The 21550-nt window shown below is 71.0% G+C and carries 22 protein-coding genes; 12 read left to right on the top strand and 10 right to left on the bottom strand.

Annotated elements, in window-relative coordinates; all coding sequences use genetic code 11:
- Positions 1-203: 203 nt before the first annotated feature.
- Together AB0M59_RS33570 and AB0M59_RS33575 are read left to right on the top strand one after the other, a co-directional pair.
- Positions 204-992 carry an SDR family oxidoreductase gene (locus AB0M59_RS33570; RefSeq protein WP_364623461.1) on the top strand — a complete coding sequence of 263 codons (789 nt, stop codon included), beginning with the start codon at positions 204-206 and terminating at the stop codon, positions 990-992.
- Position 993: 1 nt separating this feature from the next.
- Complete coding sequence (locus tag AB0M59_RS33575) at positions 994-1968, top strand: aldo/keto reductase (protein ID WP_364623463.1); 975 nt, start codon at positions 994-996, stop codon at positions 1966-1968.
- Here AB0M59_RS33575 and AB0M59_RS33580 read toward each other — a convergent pair.
- The 3 genes from AB0M59_RS33580 to AB0M59_RS33590 all read right to left on the bottom strand — a co-directional run bounded on the left by AB0M59_RS33580 (position 1960) and on the right by AB0M59_RS33590 (position 6571).
- Complete coding sequence (locus AB0M59_RS33580; RefSeq protein ID WP_364623466.1) at positions 1960-4569, bottom strand: CHAT domain-containing tetratricopeptide repeat protein; 2610 nt, start codon at positions 4567-4569, stop codon at positions 1960-1962. The two genes, AB0M59_RS33575 and AB0M59_RS33580, sit on opposite strands and share 9 nt — an antisense overlap.
- A gap of 92 nt (positions 4570-4661) precedes the next feature.
- Entirely contained in the window at positions 4662-4841 is a 180-nt protein-coding gene (locus tag AB0M59_RS33585) for a hypothetical protein (RefSeq protein ID WP_364623468.1), read from the bottom strand.
- A 581-nt stretch (positions 4842-5422) separates the two neighbouring features.
- On the bottom strand, positions 5423-6571 hold the full coding sequence (locus AB0M59_RS33590) for a serine hydrolase domain-containing protein (RefSeq protein ID WP_364623471.1): 1149 nt from the start codon (positions 6569-6571) through the stop codon (positions 5423-5425).
- Between the two features lie 101 nt (positions 6572-6672).
- Between AB0M59_RS33590 and AB0M59_RS33595 the strand changes: the two genes are divergently transcribed.
- The 4 genes from AB0M59_RS33595 to AB0M59_RS33610 all read left to right on the top strand — a co-directional run bounded on the left by AB0M59_RS33595 (position 6673) and on the right by AB0M59_RS33610 (position 9651).
- Positions 6673-7095 carry a hypothetical protein gene (locus AB0M59_RS33595; RefSeq protein ID WP_364623474.1) on the top strand — a complete coding sequence of 141 codons (423 nt, stop codon included), beginning with the start codon at positions 6673-6675 and terminating at the stop codon, positions 7093-7095.
- Between the two features lie 30 nt (positions 7096-7125).
- Positions 7126-7488 carry a VOC family protein gene (locus AB0M59_RS33600; RefSeq protein WP_364623477.1) on the top strand — a complete coding sequence of 121 codons (363 nt, stop codon included), beginning with the start codon at positions 7126-7128 and terminating at the stop codon, positions 7486-7488.
- 81 nt (positions 7489-7569) lie between these two features.
- Positions 7570-9240, top strand: a complete 1671-nt coding sequence (locus AB0M59_RS33605) for a hypothetical protein (protein WP_364623480.1) — start codon at positions 7570-7572, stop codon at positions 9238-9240.
- Positions 9241-9255: 15 nt separating this feature from the next.
- Positions 9256-9651, top strand: a complete 396-nt coding sequence (locus AB0M59_RS33610; RefSeq protein ID WP_364623483.1) for an NUDIX hydrolase — start codon at positions 9256-9258, stop codon at positions 9649-9651.
- 261 nt (positions 9652-9912) lie between these two features.
- On the opposite strand, the gene AB0M59_RS33615 is transcribed toward AB0M59_RS33610, so the two are convergent.
- The 3 genes from AB0M59_RS33615 to AB0M59_RS33625 all read right to left on the bottom strand — a co-directional run bounded on the left by AB0M59_RS33615 (position 9913) and on the right by AB0M59_RS33625 (position 11657).
- A complete protein-coding gene (locus AB0M59_RS33615; protein WP_364623652.1) occupies positions 9913-10650 on the bottom strand; it encodes a dihydrofolate reductase family protein in 738 nt (245 codons plus the stop codon).
- Positions 10647-11240: a dihydropteroate synthase gene (locus AB0M59_RS33620; protein WP_364623486.1), complete on the bottom strand. Its 594-nt coding sequence runs from the start codon at positions 11238-11240 to the stop codon at positions 10647-10649. The genes AB0M59_RS33615 and AB0M59_RS33620 overlap by 4 nt, the downstream gene beginning before the upstream one ends.
- A gap of 117 nt (positions 11241-11357) precedes the next feature.
- Complete coding sequence (locus AB0M59_RS33625) at positions 11358-11657, bottom strand: hypothetical protein (protein ID WP_364623489.1); 300 nt, start codon at positions 11655-11657, stop codon at positions 11358-11360.
- A 212-nt stretch (positions 11658-11869) separates the two neighbouring features.
- Here AB0M59_RS33625 and AB0M59_RS33630 point away from each other — a divergent pair, with 212 nt between their 5' ends.
- From AB0M59_RS33630 to AB0M59_RS33650, 5 genes are read left to right on the top strand one after another with little or no spacing between them, the layout of a single operon-like run.
- Complete coding sequence (locus tag AB0M59_RS33630; RefSeq protein WP_364623491.1) at positions 11870-12778, top strand: hypothetical protein; 909 nt, start codon at positions 11870-11872, stop codon at positions 12776-12778.
- 33 nt (positions 12779-12811) lie between these two features.
- A complete protein-coding gene (locus AB0M59_RS33635) occupies positions 12812-13993 on the top strand; it encodes a histidinol-phosphate transaminase (protein WP_364623494.1) in 1182 nt (393 codons plus the stop codon).
- Between the two features lie 11 nt (positions 13994-14004).
- The gene (locus tag AB0M59_RS33640; protein ID WP_364623497.1) at positions 14005-14934 is read left to right on the top strand and encodes a phosphotransferase; all 930 of its coding nucleotides are present in this window, start codon (positions 14005-14007) and stop codon (positions 14932-14934) included.
- Positions 14935-14962: 28 nt separating this feature from the next.
- Positions 14963-15652 (top strand): TetR/AcrR family transcriptional regulator, encoded by a 690-nt coding sequence (locus AB0M59_RS33645; protein ID WP_364623500.1) that lies wholly within the window; start codon positions 14963-14965, stop codon positions 15650-15652.
- Between the two features lie 27 nt (positions 15653-15679).
- Complete coding sequence (locus AB0M59_RS33650) at positions 15680-16531, top strand: LLM class F420-dependent oxidoreductase (protein ID WP_364623503.1); 852 nt, start codon at positions 15680-15682, stop codon at positions 16529-16531.
- A 10-nt stretch (positions 16532-16541) separates the two neighbouring features.
- On the opposite strand, the gene AB0M59_RS33655 is transcribed toward AB0M59_RS33650, so the two are convergent.
- Complete coding sequence (locus tag AB0M59_RS33655; protein WP_364623506.1) at positions 16542-17258, bottom strand: nitroreductase/quinone reductase family protein; 717 nt, start codon at positions 17256-17258, stop codon at positions 16542-16544.
- A gap of 170 nt (positions 17259-17428) precedes the next feature.
- Positions 17429-18265, bottom strand: coding sequence for a hypothetical protein (locus AB0M59_RS33660; protein ID WP_364623508.1), 837 nt, complete (start codon positions 18263-18265; stop codon positions 17429-17431).
- Between the two features lie 61 nt (positions 18266-18326).
- Here AB0M59_RS33660 and AB0M59_RS33665 point away from each other — a divergent pair, with 61 nt between their 5' ends.
- The gene (locus tag AB0M59_RS33665) at positions 18327-19850 is read left to right on the top strand and encodes an AMP-binding protein (RefSeq protein WP_364623511.1); all 1524 of its coding nucleotides are present in this window, start codon (positions 18327-18329) and stop codon (positions 19848-19850) included.
- Here the strand turns inward: AB0M59_RS33665 and AB0M59_RS33670 are convergent.
- Positions 19843-20964, bottom strand: a complete 1122-nt coding sequence (locus AB0M59_RS33670) for an epoxide hydrolase family protein (RefSeq protein ID WP_364623514.1) — start codon at positions 20962-20964, stop codon at positions 19843-19845. The two genes, AB0M59_RS33665 and AB0M59_RS33670, sit on opposite strands and share 8 nt — an antisense overlap.
- Positions 20961-21506, bottom strand: a complete 546-nt coding sequence (locus tag AB0M59_RS33675) for a dihydrofolate reductase family protein (RefSeq protein WP_364623516.1) — start codon at positions 21504-21506, stop codon at positions 20961-20963. The genes AB0M59_RS33670 and AB0M59_RS33675 overlap by 4 nt, the downstream gene beginning before the upstream one ends.
- Between the last annotated feature and the right edge of the window lie 44 nt (positions 21507-21550).

Genomic DNA, 21550 nt, shown 5'->3' on the forward strand with positions numbered 1-21550 from the left:
TGTGCGGGGTGGGGTGATCTTCACGCAGACCAATCACAGGAATAACGCACCGGACCCGGAAAAAGCAATACTCGTGCTAGGGTGGGAAACTGTGAACACCGCACGATCATGGCCCCCACCAGGGCTTTTATCACCTGCCTTCTAAGGCGGAAATACAATTCACTCACCTGCGTAACAATAGCCCGGAAAATACTGGAGCCCGCGTGGAACTGACCGGACGGGTCGTCGTGCTGACCGGCGCCGCACACGGAATCGGGGCCGCCATGGCGCGGCGCCTCGCCGCCGAAGGCGCGGCCGGGGTGGTCGTGTCCGACGTCGACGCGGCGGGCGCCGGGCGCGTGGCGGACGAGATCGCGGACGCGGGCGGCCGCGCCGTCGCCGTGACCGCCGACGCGACGTCCAAAAAGGACCTCAAGACGCTGGTCGCGGCGGCCCGCGCCGAGTTCGGCGAGGTGGACCTGTTCTGCGCCAACGCGGGCGCGGCGTTCGGCACCGGCGTCCACGCGGCGGACGAGCAGTGGGCGAAGTCGTGGGAGCTCAACGTCATGCAGCACGTCCACGCCGCGCAGGTCGTGCTGCCCGCGATGCTCGCGCGCGGCGACGGCTACCTGCTGATCACGGCGTCGGGCGCCGGGCTGCTCGGCACCCCCGGCGACGCGCCGTACTCGGTCACCAAGCACGCGGCGGTCGGGCTCGCCGAGTGGCTGGCGATGACCTACCGGCCACGCGGGGTGCGGGTCAGCGCGCTGTGCCCGCTCGGTGTCCGGACGGCGCTGCTCGAACCCGGCATCGCCGCCGGTCACCCGGCCGCGCTGGCGATCGCCGCGGCGGCGCCGCTGCTCGAACCCGAGGACGTCGCCGAGGCGGTCGTGCGCGGCCTCGGCACGGAAGAGTTCCTGATCCTGCCGCACCCTTGCGTGCGGGAGTCGTTCGTGCGCAAGGCGGGCGCGGTCGACGCGTGGATCGACGAGATGGCTGTCCAGGGAGGCTGACGTGGAGTACCGCAGGCTCGGCGCGAGTGGGCTCGCCGTGAGCGAGATCGCCTACGGCAACTGGCGGACGCACGACGCTCCCGGCTGCGTCGCCGCGGCGCTGGACGCCGGCGTCACGACGTTCCACACCGCGGCGGCGTGGGACGGCGGCGCGGCGGAAGCGTCCTTCGGTGAGGCGTTCGCCGGCGTGCGTCGCGACGAGATCGTGCTGTGCACCGGGGTGTTCTGGCCCGAGGGCCCGGGGCCGAACGACGCCGGGCTGAGCCGCAAGCACGTGATCGCGTCGCTGGAAGGCTCGCTGCGGCGGCTGCGCACCGACCACGTCGACGTCTACCAGCTGCTGCGCTTCGACTACCGGACACCGGTCGCGGAGACGTTCCTCGCGCTCTCGGACCTGGTGCGGCAAGGGAAGATCCGGTACGTCGGCACGTCCGAGTGGACGGCCGAGCAGCTGCTGCAGGCGCATGAAGCGGCTTCGCGGTACGACGTGCCGTTCATCGCCAACCAGCCGCACTACTCGATGCTGTGGCGGGTGCCGGAGGCGCAGGTGATGCCGGTGGGCGAGCGGATCGGCGTCGGGCAGTTCGCGTCGGTGCCGCTGGCGCAGGGCGTCCTGACCGGCAAGTACCGGGACGGGCGCGTACCGGCGGGCTCGCGCGGGGCCGGGCCGGCGCCCGCGCGGCCGCTGCTGATGCCGGAGCTGCTGGAGCGGGTGGAGCTGCTTCGCGGCGTCGCGGACGACGCGGGCTTGACGATGGCGCAGCTCGCGCTGGCGTGGACGTTGCAGCACGAAACCGTCGCGTCCGCGGTGGTGGGCGCGAGCACGCCGGAGCAGGTCACGGAGAACGCGAAGGCCGCCGGCGTCCGGCTGGACCTCGACGTGCTGACGCGTGTCGACCACCTGCTCGGCAGCTTCGTCCAGACCGACCCGCGGCTGGTGTGGTCGCCCCCGGCGTTCTCAGCGTTCTCAGCCTGACCCGAGGCAGACGAAGGGCCGGCGGAACGGGTCGACGGCGATCGCGTCGGCCAGCGCCAGCGCGGGGCTGTCCCGGACGGCCAGCGCGCGGTAGTAGTCGTCCATCGCGGCCGCCGAGGCCAGGTCGCCGACGCGAGACAGCGGCGCGATCACCGTGCGGGAGCCGCTGGCGAGCAGCGCACTGGCGAACCCGAGGGCTTCGTCGCCCGGCCGGATCCGGTTGAGCGCGAGCTCGCACGCGGCGAAGACGACTTGACGCGGCGGTTGTCGCAGTCCGGCCATCTCGTGCCCGAAGAGGGCGCCGTCGGCGAGTTCGAGGCGGGAGAACAGCGCGTTCTCCGGCTCGTGCGCGCCGTGCGCGGCGAAGTGGGCGAGCTTGGCACCGTCCATCGCGCGCAGCACGGACTTCACGGTGGCTTTGGCGCCGGTCATGGTCGTCGCGGTGCGGTAGTGGGTGGTCAGTTTCTCCAGCTCACCCCGCGCGCCGGCCAGCCCGGGCCCGCGCACGAGCACGATCTTGCGGGCGCGCGGCAACTTCGTCAGCTCGGCGGCGAGCCACGCGGTCGCCGACGGCGCGACGACGGTGGGCCGCCCCCGCAGTCCGGGCAGGACGCCCCACGGGACGGCGTAGAGCGGGCCGGTGGGGACGATGACCAGGTCGCGGTCGCCGAAGACCTCGGCGAGCGGCTGGATGAGCTGGGCGTCCAGTTTGTCGGCCTGCTTGCGCGCGGAGGCCATGACGACCTCGGCCAGCCGTTCGGGCAGGTTGTCGGGTGCGAGGGCGTCGAGGTCGACGTTGAGCACGCGCGCGGACTCGGCGGCGGCCCCGGCGGACCCGAGCCGCACGAGCCGGCACTCACCCCCGGCGACGACGAGGGCGACGAGCTCGTCCCCGGAAGCGGCGAAGCTGACCAAGGCGCGCTCCCCGAGCTGCGCGACAACCTCGCCGAGCCCCGCCACCGGCCGCGGCCGGCCCCAGCGCCCGGTGTGCCAGCCGAGCCGCTGGGCCTCGCGCAGGCGTTCGTTGTACTTGGCCCGCAGCCCGGCGATGGGGTGGCCGTCGTGCTGGGCTTCCTGGATGGCCTGCCCGAGGCCCCGCACCTCGGCGACGCGCGCGGCGAGCTCGGGATCGGTCCCGGCGGAGAGCGGTTCGTAGCGGTAGGTCTGGGCGCGCGTCCGTTCGAGCCAGACGAACAGCCGCCGGGCATCGCTGCGTTCGAGCACGAGCTTGACAGCGAGGTCGGCGAGCTCCTGGCCGTGCAGGGCGGTCCCGGAGACGAGATCGAGTCCACCCATCCGGTCGCGGACGGCGTCGAGCTCGGTGAGCCCGGACCGGATCTCGGTGAGCGCCCTGGCCCGGCTCCCCTGGGCGACGGCCAGTTCGGCCCGGCAGAGGCGGCGCAGCATCCGATAGTCGATGGGGGTGAGCTGCCCGGGGCGGGGGACTTTCCGGAGGGTTTCGACGGCGCGTTTGAGGTTGCCGCGCCGGATGTCGAGGCGGACGGCCAGCATCCGTGCGGTGGCGGCCTGATCGGCGAGCCTCGGAACCGGCATCTTGTCGGCCGCGCGCAGCGCCCTGCCCGGCAGAGCCGCCGGAAACGCCCCGTTCCGCAGCGCCTCGCGCGTATCGGCCTGCAAGCCGACGATGGTCGCGTTCGCGACACACGTCTTGCAGCCGACCTTGAGCATCCGCCTGCGCGCCGCGGCGGCCATTTGCCGGGCGAGGTCGAGGTCATCGCTCAGCAGCGCCGCAGAAGCCCGGTGCAGCTCGACGAATCCCAGGTCACGGGTCACGCTGTCCTGGTCGGCCATCACGGCCATGTGACTGTCGAGGTGAGCACCGGCCTCATCGGCGAGCCCGGCGGCCAGCAGAGCTTGAGCCTGCTCGAGCCACAACCAGGGCGGCGCGTCCCGCCCCAGCGCCCGGTAGCTGCGCTCGCTCACCTCGTATAGGCGAAGGGCTTCCGGCACATCGCCCGTCCGGAGCGCCAACGTGCCCAAGTTCCGGTGGATGTCAGCGGCTTGGGCGCGCAGCTCGTACTTCTCGGCCAGTTCCAGCGACCGGTTCAGGTCCGCACGAGCCTGCTGGACGTTGCCCAGCCGGGTGTAACTCGAGGCTCGCATGGTCAGCGTCTGCGCGAAGGCCTCCATGCGCGATTCCGGCGCCGCCCCGTGCTGCAGCCGGTACTCCTGGTGCTCCAGCGACAGGTCGAAGTATTTGAGGCTGTCCTCGTTCCGTCCCACGGTGGTGAGCTTCGCGGCGTAGTTGTGGTCGAGCGCGCCGTTCAGCTCGGCCTTCAGCACCCGATCGTCGATCGCGCCGGTCAGCAGCCGCACGTCGTCCAGCGCGGCCAGACCGGCACCCACGTCACCGGAAATCTCCGAAGACAGCGCGGCGAGCAGGCTCGACACGCGGATCCGCACCACGAGCCACTGGGTGTAGTGCTCGTCGGGCACGGGGTAGATCGAGTCGAGCAGGCCGACTGCTCGCCGGAGGAGGCGAACGCCTTCGTGGTAGCGCGCGAGGCACGATTTGTCCGCGGCTGCCCGGTGAAGCTGTCGAACCTTGTCGATGACTTCGGTCGGATCGAGCTTTGTCACGGGCACTCCACTATGACACCACAGCCCGTAGCAGAAAGAAGCCCGCCTGCCGACAGAAGATCGGCAAGCGGGCGATCACAGTTCGGTGAAGGTCAGCGGGCGACCTGGTAGCAGGGCGGTCCGCAGTTCGGCATCACGATCGGGCCGTCCTTCTTCTCGGTCCCGATGTGCTCGTGGTCGATGTGCACCCAGCCGTGTTCGTCGGCTACCGGGCCGGCGTTCTCGACCGGCTCCGGGGTTTCCTCCGGCTTGGTGTCCGTGGGCGTCGACATGGTCGATCTCCTCTCCCCTGGGGATCTGCATGGGGCCGCTCGCCGTGACGGTGAGTCCCCCTCGCGGGGCCCTCTCCCCGCGAACGGACCAATAGTTCCACACCGACGCGATGATCGGGAGGGTTTTCGCTACGGAAAGTCAATCCGAAGCCCGTGATCAGGCCAAACTTCTCGACCGGAACGTCCTAACGAGTGAACTCTGTAACGACGTCCAATGCGGACGTGCATCCCGCCGGGTGGCCGAGCGGGTGCCGGGGCCGTCCGGGGTGAGGGGTTGCGCCGGGTGCGGACGGCGATCCTCGCCTTCTTCGGCGGTCCCGGGTGCCTGATTCGTCCGAAGGTGAGAGCTCCGTCGGCTTGCTCGGCCTCTCGTCGCAGGCTGCCGGGGAGGGGCGACGGTGCCAGCTACGCGCCGAGCGGCTTCGACGCCCTGACCCGCGGCTCGCCAACCTGCGCCATCCTGCGCAGCTCCTTGGCGCCCTGCGCTCGGCGGGCCTCACGGGCGCAGGACGATTTCGAGCGTGCGACCACCACTCTCCTGGCCGGCCGGCCAGGAGAGTCCTTTGTGGACCACTAACTCGTCATGCCCGCTTTTCGGTCACCGCCTTGTGGATCGCGTTTACCAGCCTGACGTTCTCCGGGGCCGCTCCGCCCGGGAATGCGAAGCGCCGGCGGTTGTAGCCGTACGCCAGGCCGCTTCGGGGGTCCGCGAACGCCTGGGAACCCGCCGCGCCGCTGTGGCCGAATGCTCCCTGGCCGAGGACCGGGTAGTCGTCCGAGACGATCGCGAAGCCGAGGCCGAATGCGTTGTGGTTGCGGGTCGACAGGTCGTCGCCGGTGGAATGGATCTGGGCGAACTCCGCCGCCGTCTCCGGGTTCAGCAGCCGCTCGGGGCCGCTGATCGCCGCCGCGTACATTCCGGCCAGGCCGCGTGCTGAGGCCACGCCGCCCACCGAGGCCGGGCTCAGCCGGCGGACCGCCTTGAGGTTCGGGAGGTCCCAGAGCTCCGGTGCCTTCGGGTGGTTGCGGTTGAACGCGATCCCCGTGATGCTGTCCGGTCCCGTCGCGTTCGCCTCCAGCTCGGCCAGCTGCTCCGGTGTCGGGAGCATCGGCTGCGTCGTCAGGAACCTCGGCTCCAGCTCCTCCGGCAGGCCCAGGTAGAAGTCGAGGCCGAACGGCCGCCGGATGCGCTCCTCGTAGTGCTCCTGGATGCTGCGGCCGGTGACGCGCCGGACGACCTCGCCGGTCAGGGCGCCGATCACCAGCGCGTGGTAGCCGAACGCCGTGCCGGGGCGCCAGTACGGCCGCTGCGGGGCGAGCCGCTCGGCGATCACGCGGTCGTCGGCGATCTCGTCGGCCGTGAAGCCGGCGTCCGCGCCCACGACGCCGGCGCGGTGCGCCAGCAGCTCCCGGAGGGTGACCGCCGCCTTGCCCGCCGCGCCGAACTCCGGCCAGTAGTGGCTGACCCGCTGGTCGAGGTCGAGCACGCCGTCCTGGACGAGCAGCGCCACCACCAGGTGCGCCGCGCCCTTGGTCGAGGAGAACACGCCGGTCAGCGAGTCGGCGGTGATCTCGGGGCCGGTCCACAGGTCGACGACGCGCTCGCCGTCGACGTGCGCCACGAGCTGGGCCGCGTAGTCACCGCCTTCGGCGGTCGCGACGGCGGCGAACTCTTCGCGGACGGACTCGAACCCGTCGGCGACGGTCCCTTGGATGTGCTCGGACGACATGGCGGCTCCCTCAGTGATCTTTCGCCTGCGCCTGGAATCAACCCGCGCGGCGGCGGGGTATTCCGCGTAACGCCAGGGCGTCCCGCCGAGATGTTCCCGGCATGGGGGCACCGGAGCACGAAGCCGAATCGACCGAAACCACGCGGCCCGGCCGCGGCCTGGCGATCGCGTCGCTGGCGATCGGCGCGTCCGGGCTCACGCTCGCCGTCGCCACCTGGGCGGCCTGGCTGATCGTGCGGCCGCCGGTCGTGACCGCGTGGGTGTTTTCCTGGGTCGCGCAGGCGTTCGTGCTGGTCCTCGGCGCGCTGTGGTTCGCGTTGCTGCCGATCAGCGTGCTGGCGCTCGTCTTCGGCGTGCACGCCGGTGCGCGCACCCGGCCCGGTCCCGGCCGGATCGGCGCCACGCTCGCCGTCATCACCGCGCTGCTCGCGCTCTCGGGGGCCGCGGTGTTCGCGACGACGTCGTGGCGGCAGGTCGGCCCGCCCATCGGCTACTTCGACACCCAGAGCGGCCCGGCCCGGTAGAAGTCCCGCGCCCGCGGGTACCACCGGATCATGAAGCTGACTTCCACCGTGCTGGGCACGCCGGAACCGCGTGCGCTCGCCGAGTTCTACTCGAAGCTGCTCGGCTGGCCGATCAAGACCGACGAGCCGGAGTGGGTGACGCTGCGCCCGGAGGACGGCAGCGCCGGGCTGTCGTTCCAGCTCGAGACCGACCACCTCCCGCCGGTGTGGCCACCCGCCGGCGGCGCCCAGCAGATGCAGCTGCACCTCGACATCGAGGTCGACGACCTCGACGCGGCGACGTCGGCCGCGACCGCCGCGGGTGCTGTCGTCTCGGACTTCCAGCCGCAGGAGGACGTCCGCGTCTGCTTCGATCCGGCCGGGCATCCGTTCTGCCTCTGGACGCGGGCATGACGTGACGCCCCGCGTTCGCCCGGTCACAGGATCCGCTATGTTCGCCTGAGGTCCTGTTCCCGGCGAACGGAGTTGAGTCCTGTGGGGGTGCACCGGATCTGGCACCACGGACTGGTCCCCACCGAGGGGAAACGCCCCCTGGACGCCTTGCGCAGCAGGCTGATCGCCCGCCAGCGGCAGCACGACGACTACACGGTGGCCGATCTCGGCTCCTCCGACGACGGCGGTTCGCGCCGGTGCGACCTGAAGTTCGGGTGGACGGGCGGCGAAGGACGCTACTCCGTTCAGGTATTGCTTTCGTTGTGCTACCACGCCGGTGAAGATCGCGTGGCGTGGTTGCTGGCCGCCGCGTGCACGCGGGCGTGGCGCAGCTGCCACGAAGCGCCGGCGCACCGGATCGGGCTGGAGGAGCTCGGCGCGAGCGGGAGTGACGAGATCCCGATCGAAGCGCCGGTTCTCGCGATGCGCGGCTGGTCTCGCAAGGAGTGCGACCGTGTCGCGGAGCTGCTGGGCGAAGCGCTGGTGGCGGACTGGCGGACGTCGGCGGTCCTGATGCTCACCGAACCGCCGACCGTGCCGGTGGACGGCTGGCCCGGGCTGGTCAACGTGTTCGACGTCGACGACCGCTTCCGCCGCACCCTCAACCAGCACGTGCCCCTCGGCTACGAGGTGCCGCAGGGCGCACGGCTGTACGCGCCGCTGTGCGACCAGCTCCCCGACTTCGTCGAGACCGCCAGCCCGGTGTCGGGCGAGGCGCTTCAAGGAGCGATCACGCGACTGCTTCAGACGCGCGGCCGGACGCCGCTGCCCGAGGAGTGGGCGGAGGTACCGAGCGTGAAAGCGTGGTACGCCACGGATCCGTTCGACGCGCCGGAACGAGAGCCGGACGCCGAGCTGACCGAGAAGCTGGACCGCGCCGAGCGCGAGCTGGCGGAGGCGCGGGGCGTGATCACGATCCTGCGCAAGAAGTCGAAGGCCGAAGCCGAGGACCGGGATCGGCGCGCCGGCGAGGTGAAGGTGCTCCGCCGCCGGCTCGAGGAGCTGTCCGCGATCGACGTTGCGTGCCTGCGGACGCAGCTCGCGCAGCTTCAGGAAGAGGTGGACGACTACGCGCGCGCGTTCGAAGAGACGGAGACCGAACGCGACGACCTCAGACGCGTGAACGGGCTGCTGGCGGGCACGCTCGCCCGGTTCCACGACGCCGACGACGAGGTCGCCGCCGCCGAGCGTCCGCCGGAGGAGTTCCCGAGTTTCGCCGAGCTGATCGGCGCCGCGACGGCGACGCTCAAGCACCTCGCGATCACGGCCGAACCGGCTCCGGCCGCGATCCTCGACCACCACCCGAAAGCCGGCGCATGGCGGCGCAAGGCGTGGGACGCGCTTCGCACGCTCGACGCGTACGCGGGCGCGCGGACCACGTTGCTCGACGCGGGCCAGGACCCCGGGCCCGAGCTGTCGGACGTACTCGCGTTCGCCCGCACCGGCCAGCCGGGGTCGCTGATCAGCGCCAACATCATCGCCCTGGCCGAGTCGGACACGGTGACCACGAACGAACGGCTCCGCCAGGCGCGGACGTTCCGCGTCGACCCGCGGACGAATCCCTGCGGCCGCGACTACTTCGGCGCCCACATCGCCCTGGAACGCTTCAAGTCGCCGGCGCCACGGCTGCACTTCCTCGACGACACGGACGGCACGGGCACGGTGTACGTCGGGTACCTCGGCGCCCACCTGCCAACGTCGAAGACCAACTGAGCGAGAATCGCGCGCATGACGGAGATCGCGCGCAAGCACCTGGCCTACTGCTGGATCGCCCGCGGCGACCGGGTGCTGTTCCTCCGGCGCGGGCCAGGCGTCTTCCTCGCGGGACGGTGGGAACTGCCCGGCGGGACGGTGGAGCCGGGCGAAGCTTTCGAAGCCACCGCGGTCCGGGAAGCGGCGGAGGAAACGGGGTTGCGGGTCCGGGTGACGGGTGAACTCGCCCGCGATTCCTGGCCGGACGTCGCCGGGCGCGCGATGGAGATCCACGCTTTCGTTTACACGGTGGAAGAAGACGGCGCCGGAGACGTCGTGCTCAACCCGGAAGAGCACGACGACTTCGCTTGGCTTGCGCCGAGGGAAGCCGGGCGTCTCGAGATGGCGGAGCATTTTCGCCGGCTGCTGTGATCGCCGCGGGTGCGGCGCCGGTCTTCGGTCGCAGGAAAGGGAAAGAGTGGTCATGCCACTGACATTACCGAACAAACGTGCGAAGATCATCACTGAATCGGGTGAAACCCGGACGGCGCTGCGACCTGGGATTTCTGTTGTGGCGCAAGGGAAACGGGCGTAAGCAGCCCCCCGATTTCCACACTACCGGAAGGCACCGACAAAAACGGCCCAGGGAACCCCGAATTCCACGATACCGGGCAGCACCGACAAAAACGGGGCCTAGCGGGGAATCAAATACCTCAGCAGCACGCTGCTCCCGTCCGTCAGCACCGAAGCCAGCTCCAGGGAAGCCGGGTCGATCGCCCCGCCCACCGCTGCCCGGCTCGATGCTCCCGCGACCAGGAACGGCGCCACCGTCAGGCGGAACTCGTCGACCACTCCCGCCTCGATCAACGACCCGAACAACTTCGGCCCGCCTTCGCAGTCGATGCGGCCCAGACCCTCGGCCGCCAACGTCGAGACCACCTCGGAAGCCGACACCTCCGATGCACCCACGACGAACACCCGGGCCCCGTTCGCCGCCCATTCGTCACGCAACGACGAAGGCGCCGCAGACGACGTGAACACCAGCGTCGGGACCGCAGCCTTCGTGATCACCGGGGCATCGGCGGGCAGGGACCGCCCGGTCGTCACCACCGCGACCGGGGCGATCGGGGCCAGTCCGAACCGGCGGCGGCGCTCGGCCGTGCGCTCGTCGGGGCGCATGCCCTCGAACCCCTCCGCCATCGCCGTGCCCGCGCCCACCAGCACCACGTCCGCCAGGTCGTTGCCCAGCCGGTAGACGATCCGGTCGGCCGGCGTCGACAGGCTCGCCGAGCGGCCCTCGACCGTGATCGCGCCGTCCGTGCTGGCCACGAAGTTGACCGCGACCCACCGGGGACCGGCCGGGTACTGGTAGAGCTGTTCCAGATCGTGGTCGTCGAGGCCGCGCTCGACCGGCCAGATCTGCCGGATCACTCCCATCGGACCGCCTTGGCCGGCGGGCGCGTGCCCGCGATGCTCGCCGCCATCTCGGCCGCGTGCCTCGTCGCGCGCACGTGCCCGGTCCGGATGATCGCCGCCCCGGCCGACGCCGCGAGCGCCGCCAGCGCCAGTCCGGCAGGGGTTCCGTCGCCGGCGACCGAGAGCAGCACCGGCAGGTCCTCCGGCAGCGACGGCGCCGCCCGCAGCACCCCGACGTCCAGGACGAAACCGGGCGCGGAAGGAACCGAAGAGCCGGCGTAACCGGCGCCGAACCGCGCCGCGACCTCGGTGAGGTCGGTCCGCGCGAGGATCAGGTCGGCTCCGGCCTCACAGCACGCGGCAGCCACCGCAGCGTCCGCGGTGTCGACCGCCAGGCAGAGATCGGGGAACTTCGAGCGCGCCCACGCGACCAGGGGTTCGACGCCGGTTCCGGCGAAACCCACGAGATCGGCGCCGTCCTCGACGGCGTTCAGGACCGCTTCCCGCGCCGCGTCGGGCTCCGGGAGCACTTGAACCACGGCCAGCACCAGCGCGCGGTCGCTGCTCAACCGGCGGCCCCGGAAGACGAGGTCGGGGGTCTTCATCGCACTCTCCCTGCTGGACATCCGTGCGCCCGATCATAAGCGGGCCAGCAGGTGAGCGTTCTTCGCCGGCAGGTGGCGGGGCCTCGTCGCCGGGCCACCCGACCGTGGCGGAATTCCTCAGGAGGCGATGGCCTCGTTGATCGCCAGCAGCTCCTGGGCGGTGCGCGTGGCGGTGAACTCGATGACTTCGTAGCGGGCCAGGCGCCGGACGACGAACGGATCGCTGGCGAGCACGGCGTCGAGCTTGCCGCGCAGCACCGACCGCGTGAGGATCACGTGGTCGGCCGCGCCGGTCCCCTTTCCGGAAACGAGGAAGACCCCCTTCGTGAATTGTTGACGCAACCAGTCCGAATGGTCCGGGAGCGCGTAGTCGACTTCTGTTTCGGGCGCTGTGTAGGTCAGCAGGGCTATGTACATGACTCGATGGTAGAACTCTTTCGCCCACAATGCATCCGCCTCGCGAGTGGCGCCGGGCACGCGATTCGGCAATATTCCGGTCAAGAACAACACAATTCCTTTACCAGCGCTTTTCGACGTTTCTTCCCCATTGCCGTACGCCCGTCGTCGTACGCCGTGGTGTCGACGCCGGGCCGACGCGGTGACCCCCTCCCCGGCGCGACACTCGGTGCATGAACGCACTGACCCGGATCTGGCACGACGGCAGGCGAGCCGAGCGGATCGCCTACGCCGTCGGCGCGGCACTGTTCCTGAGCGGCGTCGCGCACGCGGCCGTGCTCGTCGCCACCGGTGGCTCGTGGCTGGGGCCGCTGTCGATGCGCAAGGCCGTCACGTTCGGCCTGTCGTTCGGGCTGACGCTCGCGTCGGTCGCCTGGGCGACGTCGTTCCTCACCGTCCGCCCCCGGCTGCGCACCGCCCTGCTCGGCGCGTTCACGGCCGCGAGCGTCGCCGAGGTCGTGCTGGTCAGCATGCAGGCCTGGCGCGGGGTGCCGTCCCACTTCAACTTCGAGACGCCGTTCGACAACGCCGTGTCGATGACGCTCGCCGCGGGTGGCGGAGTGCTCATCCTGACGGTCATCGGGTTCACGGCCGCGGCGCTGGTCGGGCCGGGCCCGGAAGCGGCGAGCCTGCGCCTGGCCGTCCGCGCGGGCCTGGTCGTGCTGCTGGTCGCGCTGGCCACCGGGGCGGTGATGATCGCCCGCGGCGTGGTCGAGGCCCGCGGCGGCGACCCGCAAGGCGCCTACACCACCGCCGGGTCGCTCAAGCCGCTGCACGCGGTCGCGATGCACGCGATCCTCGTGCTCCCCGCGCTGGCCTGGGTCCTGCGGTTCACCCGCTGGCCCGAAGCGCACCGGCTGCGCGTCGTCAAAGCAGCCGTGGCCGCCGACGCCCTGCTCACCGCCGTGATCGGCGTCGAGTCCTTCACCGGCATCGACCCGCTGGCCGCACCGCTGCCGCTCCTCGCCCTCTCCGTGCTCGCCGGCGCCGCGTTGGCCGGCCTCGGGGTCTACGCCGTGACCGGTGTTGAACCGTCCGTCCGATTCACCCGTGTCCCCATCGGGAAGGCAAGGGGCCGGTAAAGCGGCGGACGGAGACCACGCGTGCGGCACGGTATGACCACCAGAGGCCTTTTCCAGCAGAGTGCGGCCCACAGCCCGTCGTTCTTCTCCGTGGCCAGGGCGATGGGACAGCACGCCGACGACCTCGCGGACTTCTGCATCCCCTGCAACCCGTACTTCCCCACCGACGAGATGTTCGGCGAGCTGGAGCGCAACCTCCGCACGATCCTCAAGTTCTACCCGAGCGACGCCGGCGCGATCACCGCGCAGCTGGCGAGCGTGCTGCGGCTCAACCCGTCGACGATCTCGCTGGCCAACGGCTCGACCGAGCTGATCACCTGGATCGACCGGCTGCTGGTCGACGCCAGCATCGCCGTGCCGATCCCGACGTTCGGCCGCTGGACCGACCAGCCCCTCGAGACCGGCAAGCGCGTCGACATGTTCCTGCTCAAGGAGTCCGACAACTTCGAGCTCCGGGTCGACGAGTACGTCGCGTTCATCAAGCGCCGCGGCTCGCGGGTCGCGGTGCTGTGCAACCCGAACAACCCCGACGGCGGGTACCTGCCGCGCCGCGAGGTGATCCGGTTCATGGACGCCCTCGAGGACCTCGACCTCGTGGTGATCGACGAGTCGTTCATCGACTTCGTCGAGGCCGAGATGAGCCCGTCGGTGGCTGCCGAAGCCGTCGTACGGCCGAACGTCATCGTGCTGAAGAGCCTCGGCAAGAACTTCGGGCTGCACGGGATCCGCTTCGGCTACCAGGTGTCGAACCCGGCGTTGACGCGCAAGCTGTCAGGCGCGCTGCCGAAGTGGAACGTGAACTCGCTCGCCGAGACCGTCATCTTCATGCTCGCCGAGCACCGCGCGGAGTACGAGGACAGTCTCAAGAAGCTCGCCCTCGACCGGTTCATGATGAACTCGCAGCTGAACCAGTTCCCGGAGCTGACGGTGTTCCCGTCGCAGGCGAACTTCCTGCTCGTCAAGCTGCCCGGCTCGGTCGAGGGCGCCGAACTGTGCGACTACCTGCTCGCCGAGCACCACCTGCTGGTGCGCCAGTGCGGCAACAAGATCGGCATGACCAGCCAGTTCATGCGCTTCGGGGTGCGGCCGGACACCGAGGTCGAGCGGCTGGTCGAGGGTCTGCGAGGGGTCGAGCGACTGGGAGGCGGCGGGCGCCACACGCCGGCGATCGAGCTCGTCGCGCACGCCCGCGAGCCGGAACGGTCGATCAGCTGAGCACGTGGGCCATGGCGGGCTCGACGGCGAACGAGCGGCCGTTCGCCGACCTCGACCGCTCCGGCCGCACCAGACGCCTGCGCCGCCTCGCCGAAGCCGCCCTGACCGCCTACGACGTGTCGGTGGCCCGGTTGACGCCGCTGGGGCGCGGGCTCAACACGGTGTTCCGCGTCGACGGCGCGGACGGCCACCGGTACGCGCTGCGCGTGCAGCGTGCGGACGGCCCCGGTGCCGCGCAGGTGCGGGCCGAAATGGCGTGGCTCGCCGCGCTGGGCCGTGAAACCGACCTCGTCGTCCCGCGGCCGGTGCCGACGCGGGCGCGGGACTGGGTGACCGTGGTCGCCGACCCGGCGGTGCCGGAGCCGCGCACCTGCGTGCTCTGCCACTGGGTCGACGGCCGGTTCGTCGACGAACGGCTCAGCGCGCCGCAGCTGTACGCGGTGGGCGAGTTCACCGCGCGGCTGCACCTGCACGGCGCGCGGATGAACGGCCTCGACCGCGGGCGCGTCGACGACCTGACCGAGTTCGGCCGCTCGCAGGTCGACGGCTTCTCCGACGCCGTGCTCGACCGGGCGGTCGTACTGGCCGGCGGCGACGAACGGGTCCGCACCGCCGTCGGGCGGGTGCGCGCGGTCCGGGCCGTCCTGGGGTGCGGCGCCGACGTCTTCGGCCTGGTCCACGGCGACCTGCGCCAGGAGAACTACCTGTTCCACCGCGGCCGCGTCCGGGCGATCGACTTCGACGACTGCGGGTACGGGCACTACGCGTACGACCTCGCCGTGGCGCTCGACGAGCTCAACCACCTGCCGCAGCGGGACGAGCTGCGGGAGTCGCTCCTCGACGGCTACCGGTCGGTGCGGCCGGACGCCGCGACGACCGACCCGGCGGTGCTGAACGCCTTCGCCGGGCTTCGCCGCGTGCAGCTGCGACTGCGGACCTGACGTTACAGACCGGCGCTACAATTGCTACATGGCCGGACGATCGAGCAGCACCACCAGCACCCGCGACCGCCTGCTGCTGGCCGCCGGGCAGCTCCTGCACGAAGCGCAGGGCGGGCCGGTGTCGACGCGGGCGATCTGCGAACGCGCCGGCGTCCAGGCCCCCACGCTGTACCACCACTTCGGCAGCAAGCAGGGCCTGCTCGACGCCGTCGTGAACTACGGCTTCACGCAGTACGTCCAGGCCCCCGCGCCGGGCGGCGACCCGGTGGACCGGATCCGCGCGGGGTGGGACCGCCACGTCGGGTACGGCCTGGAGAACCCCCAGTTCTACGTGCTGCTCTACGGCCAGATCGAGCCGGGCGTGCCGTGCAACCTCACCTCGAGCGCCGAAGCGATGTTGCTGGAGCTGTTCACGCCGCTGGCGCGTGACGGCCGGCTGCGCGTCGACGCGGCGGAGGCCGCGCGGCAGTTCGCGGCGGCGAACAGCGGGGTCACCCTGAGCCTGATCGCGCAGCCCGAGGAGACCCGCGACCTGGCGATGTCCACGCAGGTCAGGGAGGCCGTCCTGGCCGGGCTGCTCGCCGAGCGACCCGCCGAGGGCTCGTCCGTCGGCGCGCTCGCGGTCGCTTTGTCGACCGCGCTCACGGACGACGTCGACGAGCTGACCACGACCGAGCGGCACCTGTTGCGCGAGTGGCTGCACCGCCTCTCGAACTGACGCGCTACATTTGCTACATTGGTCCGTATGACAAGTGTAGTGAGCCTCGGTACCTACGGCGTGTTCCTGTCCCCGCACCGCGACGACGTGACCCGCAAGCAGCACGCCGTCGCGGCGGACGAGCTCGGCTACGGCACGGCCTGGCTCGGCACCGGCCGCGCGTCGATCAGCGACCTCGCCTTCGTCGAAGACATCTTGGCCTCGACCGAGCGGATCACCGTGGCGACGGCGATCGTGAACGTCTGGGCCGACGCGCCGGAGCCGCTGGCCGAGTCCTACCACCGGCTCGCGCAGCGCTACGGAAAGCGCTTGCTGCTGGGGATCGGCGTCGGCCACCCCGAGTCCGTCACCGGCTACCACAGCCCGTACGCCACGCTCGTCGACTTCCTCGACCGGCTCGACGCCGCCGGCGTGCCCATCGAGGCCCGGGTGCTCGCCGCGCTCGGCGACCGGGTCCTGGAACTGGCCAGGGACCGCACGGCGGGCGCGCACCCGTACCTCGTGCCGGTCGAGCACACGCGGCACGCCCGGTCGGTCCTGGGCGCGGGCAAGATCCTGGCCCCGGAGCAGAAAGTCGTCGTCGGCGCCCCCGAGGAGGCCCGCGAAGTCGGCCGGGCCTTCATCCGCGAGCCCTACCTCGGGTTGCGCAACTACGTGAACAACCTGCTGCGCCACGGGTACACCGACGCCGACGTCACCGGCGGCGGCAGCGACCGGCTGATCGACGACCTCGCGGTGCACGGGACGCCCGAGGAGATCGCGAAGCGGCTGCGGTCCCATGTGGACGCCGGCGCCGACCACGTGGCCGTCCAGGTGATCGGCCGGTCGGCCGAGGTCGAGGCCGAGAACCACCGGCAGCTGGCCGAAATCCTGCTCTGAACAGCTCTGATCAGCCGGGCGCGGGCAGGAGGGCGTTCAGCGCGGTGACGATCGTGCGCTCCTCGTAGGCGAAGTGGTCGTCCAAAGCGGACGCCAGCCGGTCGAACTCCGTCCGCAGCCGGGCCGGATCGGTTTCCTCGTCGACGAGCCGCTGGATCTCCTCCTGCAACCGCGCGACGACGACGTGGTCCTCGCCCAGCTTCGCCACTGTGGGCGCGAGCGCCGGGAACCGCGTGGCCAGCATGGGAAAGATCGCGGCACCCTCCCCGGAGTGGTGCCGGGTGAGCGCGGTGCAGAAGCCGGAGCACCGCGTGCTCAGGCGCTGCGACCCACCGTCGCGCAGGTCCCGCAGCTCGGCGCGCAACCAGTCGTGCACCTCGACGAGCCAGTCGCCCATGCGGCGCACGGCATCGAGCCGGTGCAGCTCGACGACCGGCAGCACGCGCGCCGTCTTCGCCTGGTAGTCGGCGAAGCCCGGTTCGCGCGCGACGATTTCGGCGAACAACGCGTCGCGGTCCGGCGGGAGCGCGGCCATCGCGTCGAACGTCTCGGCGTCGGTTTCCACTGTGACCAGCGGGTTGTGCCGGATGTTGTGGTACCAGGCGGGGTGCTTCGGCGAGCCCATCGCCGACGCGACGACGACGAGACGGCCGCCGATGTCCAAGGCGCCCAAGGGAATGCGGTGCTGCCGGCCGGTGCGGGCACCGGTCGTGGTGAGCTGGATCAAGCTGGTCCTTTCCGATGAAGTGATCACCGGAGGCCGTGAACCGACACGGATCGGGCGCGCGGAGGGCACACTTCTGCCTGGGAAGGCAGAACGTGTCGATTCAAGGGGCTGAGTAGCCACTACCTCCGTGCATAGGCCCATCCGGAGCGCATCGCCACGGTAGCACGGAATCAGCGGGCTTCGGCGGCCTTTCGCGCTTCCTCGGCGGCGTTGTCGGCCTGCTCGTAGGTTTCCTTCGCCTTCTCGAACTCCGCCGTCGCGCGCTCGGCACGTTCCTCCGCCTCGGCCAAGCGCGTGCGCAGGTCGTCGACGCGGGCCGTCGCCTGCTCGGCCGCGCGTTCGGTGCGGACCAGGTCGCGCTCGGCCACCGCGCGCTCCTTGGCCAGCTCGGCGGCCTCCTTGCGCAGGCGCTCGCGCTCGGCGCGGACGCGTTCGCGCTCCTTGCGGTCCTCTTCCTCGCGTCGGTGGTCCTTTTTGGGCTTCGCCGGTTCGGCCTTTTCCACCAGCTTCGCCGGGCGCTTGCCGGTGGACGGCGGGGCGGCGCTCGCGGCGAGGGTGAACCACTGGTCGGTGTCCTGGTGAGCCACGGACGTCAGGCGCCCGGCCACGGCGAGCTGCGCGGTGCCCGGGTCGGCCGCGACGGCTTCCAGGGTCGCCTCGACCTCGCGGGAGACGGTGTCGCTCATCGACGGCAACCCGTGGAGGATCCGCCGGACCAGGTCGCCGCGGCGCCGGGTCAGCGCCCGCAGGTCGTCGCCGGCCAGGCGGGTGTGGGCGTCGCGCAGCTCGTCGCCGAGTTCGGCCAGCTCGTTCAGCTCGCCGGCGTCTTCCCTGGCCAGGCGGTTGACGATCGCCGCGGCCGTGGTCGGCTTCCGCAGCTCGCGGATCTTCGCCGCGAGCTCGGCGTCCCCCTCGGCCTTCGCGGCCTTCGCGGCCGCATTGCGCGCGCTGACGAACTCCGCGAGGTCACCCCCGTAGAGCTCGCCGGCCACCGTGTCGAAGTCCATCGTGCTCCAGCGAACCACATCGGACTGGTGCGAGCACCTGCGAAGAGTCATCATCGGGGGCATGTTCTTCGATCTGGGTGTCCGGGACTTCCTCGACCGCGCGGAAACGGTGTACCCGGACCGCGTCGCGGTGGTCGACGAGCCGGACCAGCCGGCGCCGAGCTGGGGTTCGCTCACCTACCGCGAGGTGGCGCAGCGGGCCCGCGCGCAGGCCGCGCACCTCGACGAGCTGGGCGTGCCGGTCGGCGGGCGCGTCGCGATGGTGTCGCACAACGCCGCACGGCTGCTCGTGTCGTTCTTCGGCGTGTCCGGGTGGGGCCGCGTCCTGGTGCCGGTGAACTTCCGGCTCGCCCCGGCCGAGGTCAAGTACATCGTGGAGCACTCCGGGGCCGAGGTGCTGATCGTCGACCCCGAGCTGGAGCACCTGCTCGACACGGTGACGGCCAAGCACGTCTTCGTCCTGGGTCGCGACGACGAGGCGATCTGGGGCGGCGACGGAACGCCGAGGCCGTGGGCCGGCGACGAGTCCGCGACGGCGACCATCAACTACACCTCGGGCACGACCGCGCGGCCGAAGGGCGTGCAGCTCACCCAGCGCAACATCTGGCTGAACGCCGCCGTCTTCGGCCTGCACACGACGTTGAACGACAACGACGTCCTGCTGCACACGCTGCCGATGTTCCACTGCAACGGCTGGGGCATGCCGTACGCGGTGACCGGGCTCGGCGGGCGCCACATCGTGCTGCGGAAGGTCGACGGCACCGAGATCCTGCGGCGCATCGAGGAGCACGGCGTAACGATCCTGTGCGCAGCACCCGCGGTGGTCACGGCGGCGCTGGACGGCGCCGCGACCTGGGAGGGCGAGATCCCGGGCCGCGACCGCGTCCGGATCGTGGTGGCCGGCGCACCACCGCCGACGCGCACGATCGAGCGGGTGCGGGCGGAGCTGGGCTGGGAGTTCATCCAGATCTACGGGCTGACCGAGACGGCGCCGCTGCTGACGGTGAACCGGATGCGCAGCGAGTGGGCCGACCTCGATCCGCACGAGCAGGCCCGCTTGCTGGGCCGCGCGGGGACGCCGGCGCTGGGCGTACGGATCGCCGTCGACACGGACGGCGAAGTGCTCGCGCAGTCGAACCACAACCTGGACGGGTACTGGGAGAATCCCGACGAGACCGCGCGGGTGCAGGAGGGCAACTGGTTCCACACCGGCGACGGCGGTTCGTTCGAAGACGGGTACCTGACGATCGCGGACCGCAAGAAGGACGTGATCATCTCGGGTGGCGAGAACGTGTCGTCGATCGAGGTGGAAGACGCGCTGAACTCGCACCCGGCGGTCCGCGAGGTGGCGGTGATCGGCATCCCGGACGAGAAGTGGGGCGAGCTGGTGACGGCTTTGGTGGTCACCTCGTCGGAGGTGACTGCGGAAGAGCTGATCAAGCACTGCCGGGAGTACCTGGCCGGGTACAAGTGCCCGAAGCGGGTGGAGTTCCTGGACGAGCTGCCGCGGACGGCGACCGGCAAGATTCAGAAGTTCAAGCTGCGGGAGCCGTTTTGGCAGGGCCGGAACCGGCAGGTCAACTGAGGCCGTGCGGCTGGCGGACCAGGCGGAAGAAGGTCCGCACCTCGTCGGCGAACAGCTCAGGCTGCTCGTAAGCCGCGAAGTGCCCGCCGCGCTCCAGCTCGTTCCAATGCCGGATGTCCGTGTACCGCTTCGCCGCCCAGCGCCGAGAAGGCCGTGGCATCTCCTTCGGGAAGATCGAACAGCCCGTCGGCACGTCCACCGTGTCGTCGGTGGCCTCCGAGAACCACTTCTGCACCTTCCGGATGCTCTCCCAGTACAACCGCGCCGACGACGCCGCCGTGCCCGTCAGCCAGTACAGCGTCACGTCGTCCAGGAGCTCGTCGCGGGTGAACGGGAAGCCGTCCGACCACGCGTGGAACTTCTCCACCAGCCAGCCGCACAGCCCGGCCGGGGAATCCAGCAACCCGTACCCCAGCGTCTGCGGACGGGTCGACTGCAGCACCGAATACCCGTCCTCCCAGCGCTGCGCGTGGTCCAACGCGGTAAGCGCCGCGCGCTCCGCGGGAGTCAAGTCGTCGAACGTCGCGGGGTCGGGGGCCGCGATCGGCGGGTTCAGGTGGATGCCCGCGAGGTGGGCCGCGTCCAGCTGGGCCAGCGCCGTCGTGATCGACGTCCCCCAGTCGCCGCCCTGGGCGCCGTAACGGGAGTAACCGAGGCCGGCCATCAGCGAAGCCCATGCCGCCGCGATGCGCTCGATCCCCCAGCCCGGCGACGACGGCTTGTCGCTGAACCCGTAGCCCGGCAGCGACGGGATCACCAGGTGGAACTCCTCCGCGAGCGGCGGGATCACCTTGGTGAACTCGAGGAACGAGCCGGGCCAGCCATGGGTGAGGATCAGCGGAAGTGCGTCGGGACGCGGCGAACGCACGTGCAGGAAATGGAGCCCCAGGCCGTCGATTTCCATGCGGTACTGAGGAAAGCGATTCACCCGCGCTTCCAAGGCCCGCCAGTCGTAACCGGAAGCCCAGTAGTCGCACAGGGAACGCAGATACCCCAGCGGCGTGCCCTGGCTCCAGTCGTCCGGGCCCGCCTCGGGCCAGCGGGTCCCTCGCAACCGCGCACGCAGGTCGTCGAGGTCTGCCTCGGGGACGTCGATCCGGAACGGCGTGATCACGCCGGGACGTAGGTCAGCTGGACGACGCCGTTGCCGAACGTGGCCGACTTCTTCAGCACCAGCGGGAAGGTCGGCCCCTCAGCGGGGAACAGGCGTCTCCCCTGCCCCACGACGATCGGGTACAGCAGCAGGTTCAGCTCGTCGACCAGGCCTTCGGACAGCAGCCAGCGCACCGCCGTCGTGCTGCCGCTGGTCATGATGTCGCCACCGGGCTCGGTCTTCAGCGCGCGGACGGCCACGGCCGGGTCGCCGGTCAGCAGCGTCGAGTTGTTCCAGCCGACTTCGGACAACGTGGACGAAAGCACGTATTTGCGCACGTTGTTCATGAACTCGGCACCTTCGTCGTCCTCGGCACTCCGGCCGGGCCACGCTTCGGCGAACCCTTCGTAGGTGACGCGCCCGAGCAGCATCGCGTCGGCCGCGGCCATCCCGCCGCCGACCGCCTGGCCGATTTCGTCGCTCCAGTACCGGAGTGACCACTTGTCGGGCGCCTCCACCACGCCGTCGAGCGAGATGAACAGGTTCGAAACGATCTTGCGCATGGGCCCCCTTCGGTTGAGGGTCCCACTATGGCGGAAAAGCCGGG

Source organism: Amycolatopsis sp. NPDC051371, from assembly GCF_040682155.1.
GTDB lineage: Bacteria > Actinomycetota > Actinomycetes > Mycobacteriales > Pseudonocardiaceae > Amycolatopsis.

Excerpts from the sequence above, each read along its gene's own strand:
- AB0M59_RS33595 (WP_364623474.1), top strand. The coding sequence starts at position 6,673 with ATGGGGGCACCGGAGCACGAAGCCGAATCGACCGAAACCACGCGGCCC.
- AB0M59_RS33620 (WP_364623486.1), bottom strand. The coding sequence starts at position 11,240 with ATGAAGACCCCCGACCTCGTCTTCCGGGGCCGCCGGTTGAGCAGCGAC.
- AB0M59_RS33650 (WP_364623503.1), top strand. The coding sequence starts at position 15,680 with ATGACAAGTGTAGTGAGCCTCGGTACCTACGGCGTGTTCCTGTCCCCG.
- AB0M59_RS33635 (WP_364623494.1), top strand. The coding sequence starts at position 12,812 with ATGACCACCAGAGGCCTTTTCCAGCAGAGTGCGGCCCACAGCCCGTCG.
- AB0M59_RS33630 (WP_364623491.1), top strand. The coding sequence starts at position 11,870 with ATGAACGCACTGACCCGGATCTGGCACGACGGCAGGCGAGCCGAGCGG.
- AB0M59_RS33600 (WP_364623477.1), top strand. The coding sequence starts at position 7,126 with ATGAAGCTGACTTCCACCGTGCTGGGCACGCCGGAACCGCGTGCGCTC.
- AB0M59_RS33610 (WP_364623483.1), top strand. The coding sequence starts at position 9,256 with ATGACGGAGATCGCGCGCAAGCACCTGGCCTACTGCTGGATCGCCCGC.
- AB0M59_RS33660 (WP_364623508.1), bottom strand. The coding sequence starts at position 18,265 with ATGGACTTCGACACGGTGGCCGGCGAGCTCTACGGGGGTGACCTCGCG.
- AB0M59_RS33625 (WP_364623489.1), bottom strand. The coding sequence starts at position 11,657 with ATGTACATAGCCCTGCTGACCTACACAGCGCCCGAAACAGAAGTCGAC.
- AB0M59_RS33585 (WP_364623468.1), bottom strand. The coding sequence starts at position 4,841 with ATGTCGACGCCCACGGACACCAAGCCGGAGGAAACCCCGGAGCCGGTC.
- AB0M59_RS33640 (WP_364623497.1), top strand. The coding sequence starts at position 14,005 with ATGGCGGGCTCGACGGCGAACGAGCGGCCGTTCGCCGACCTCGACCGC.
- AB0M59_RS33590 (WP_364623471.1), bottom strand. The coding sequence starts at position 6,571 with ATGTCGTCCGAGCACATCCAAGGGACCGTCGCCGACGGGTTCGAGTCC.
- AB0M59_RS33675 (WP_364623516.1), bottom strand. The coding sequence starts at position 21,506 with ATGCGCAAGATCGTTTCGAACCTGTTCATCTCGCTCGACGGCGTGGTG.
- AB0M59_RS33665 (WP_364623511.1), top strand. The coding sequence starts at position 18,327 with ATGTTCTTCGATCTGGGTGTCCGGGACTTCCTCGACCGCGCGGAAACG.
- AB0M59_RS33645 (WP_364623500.1), top strand. The coding sequence starts at position 14,963 with ATGGCCGGACGATCGAGCAGCACCACCAGCACCCGCGACCGCCTGCTG.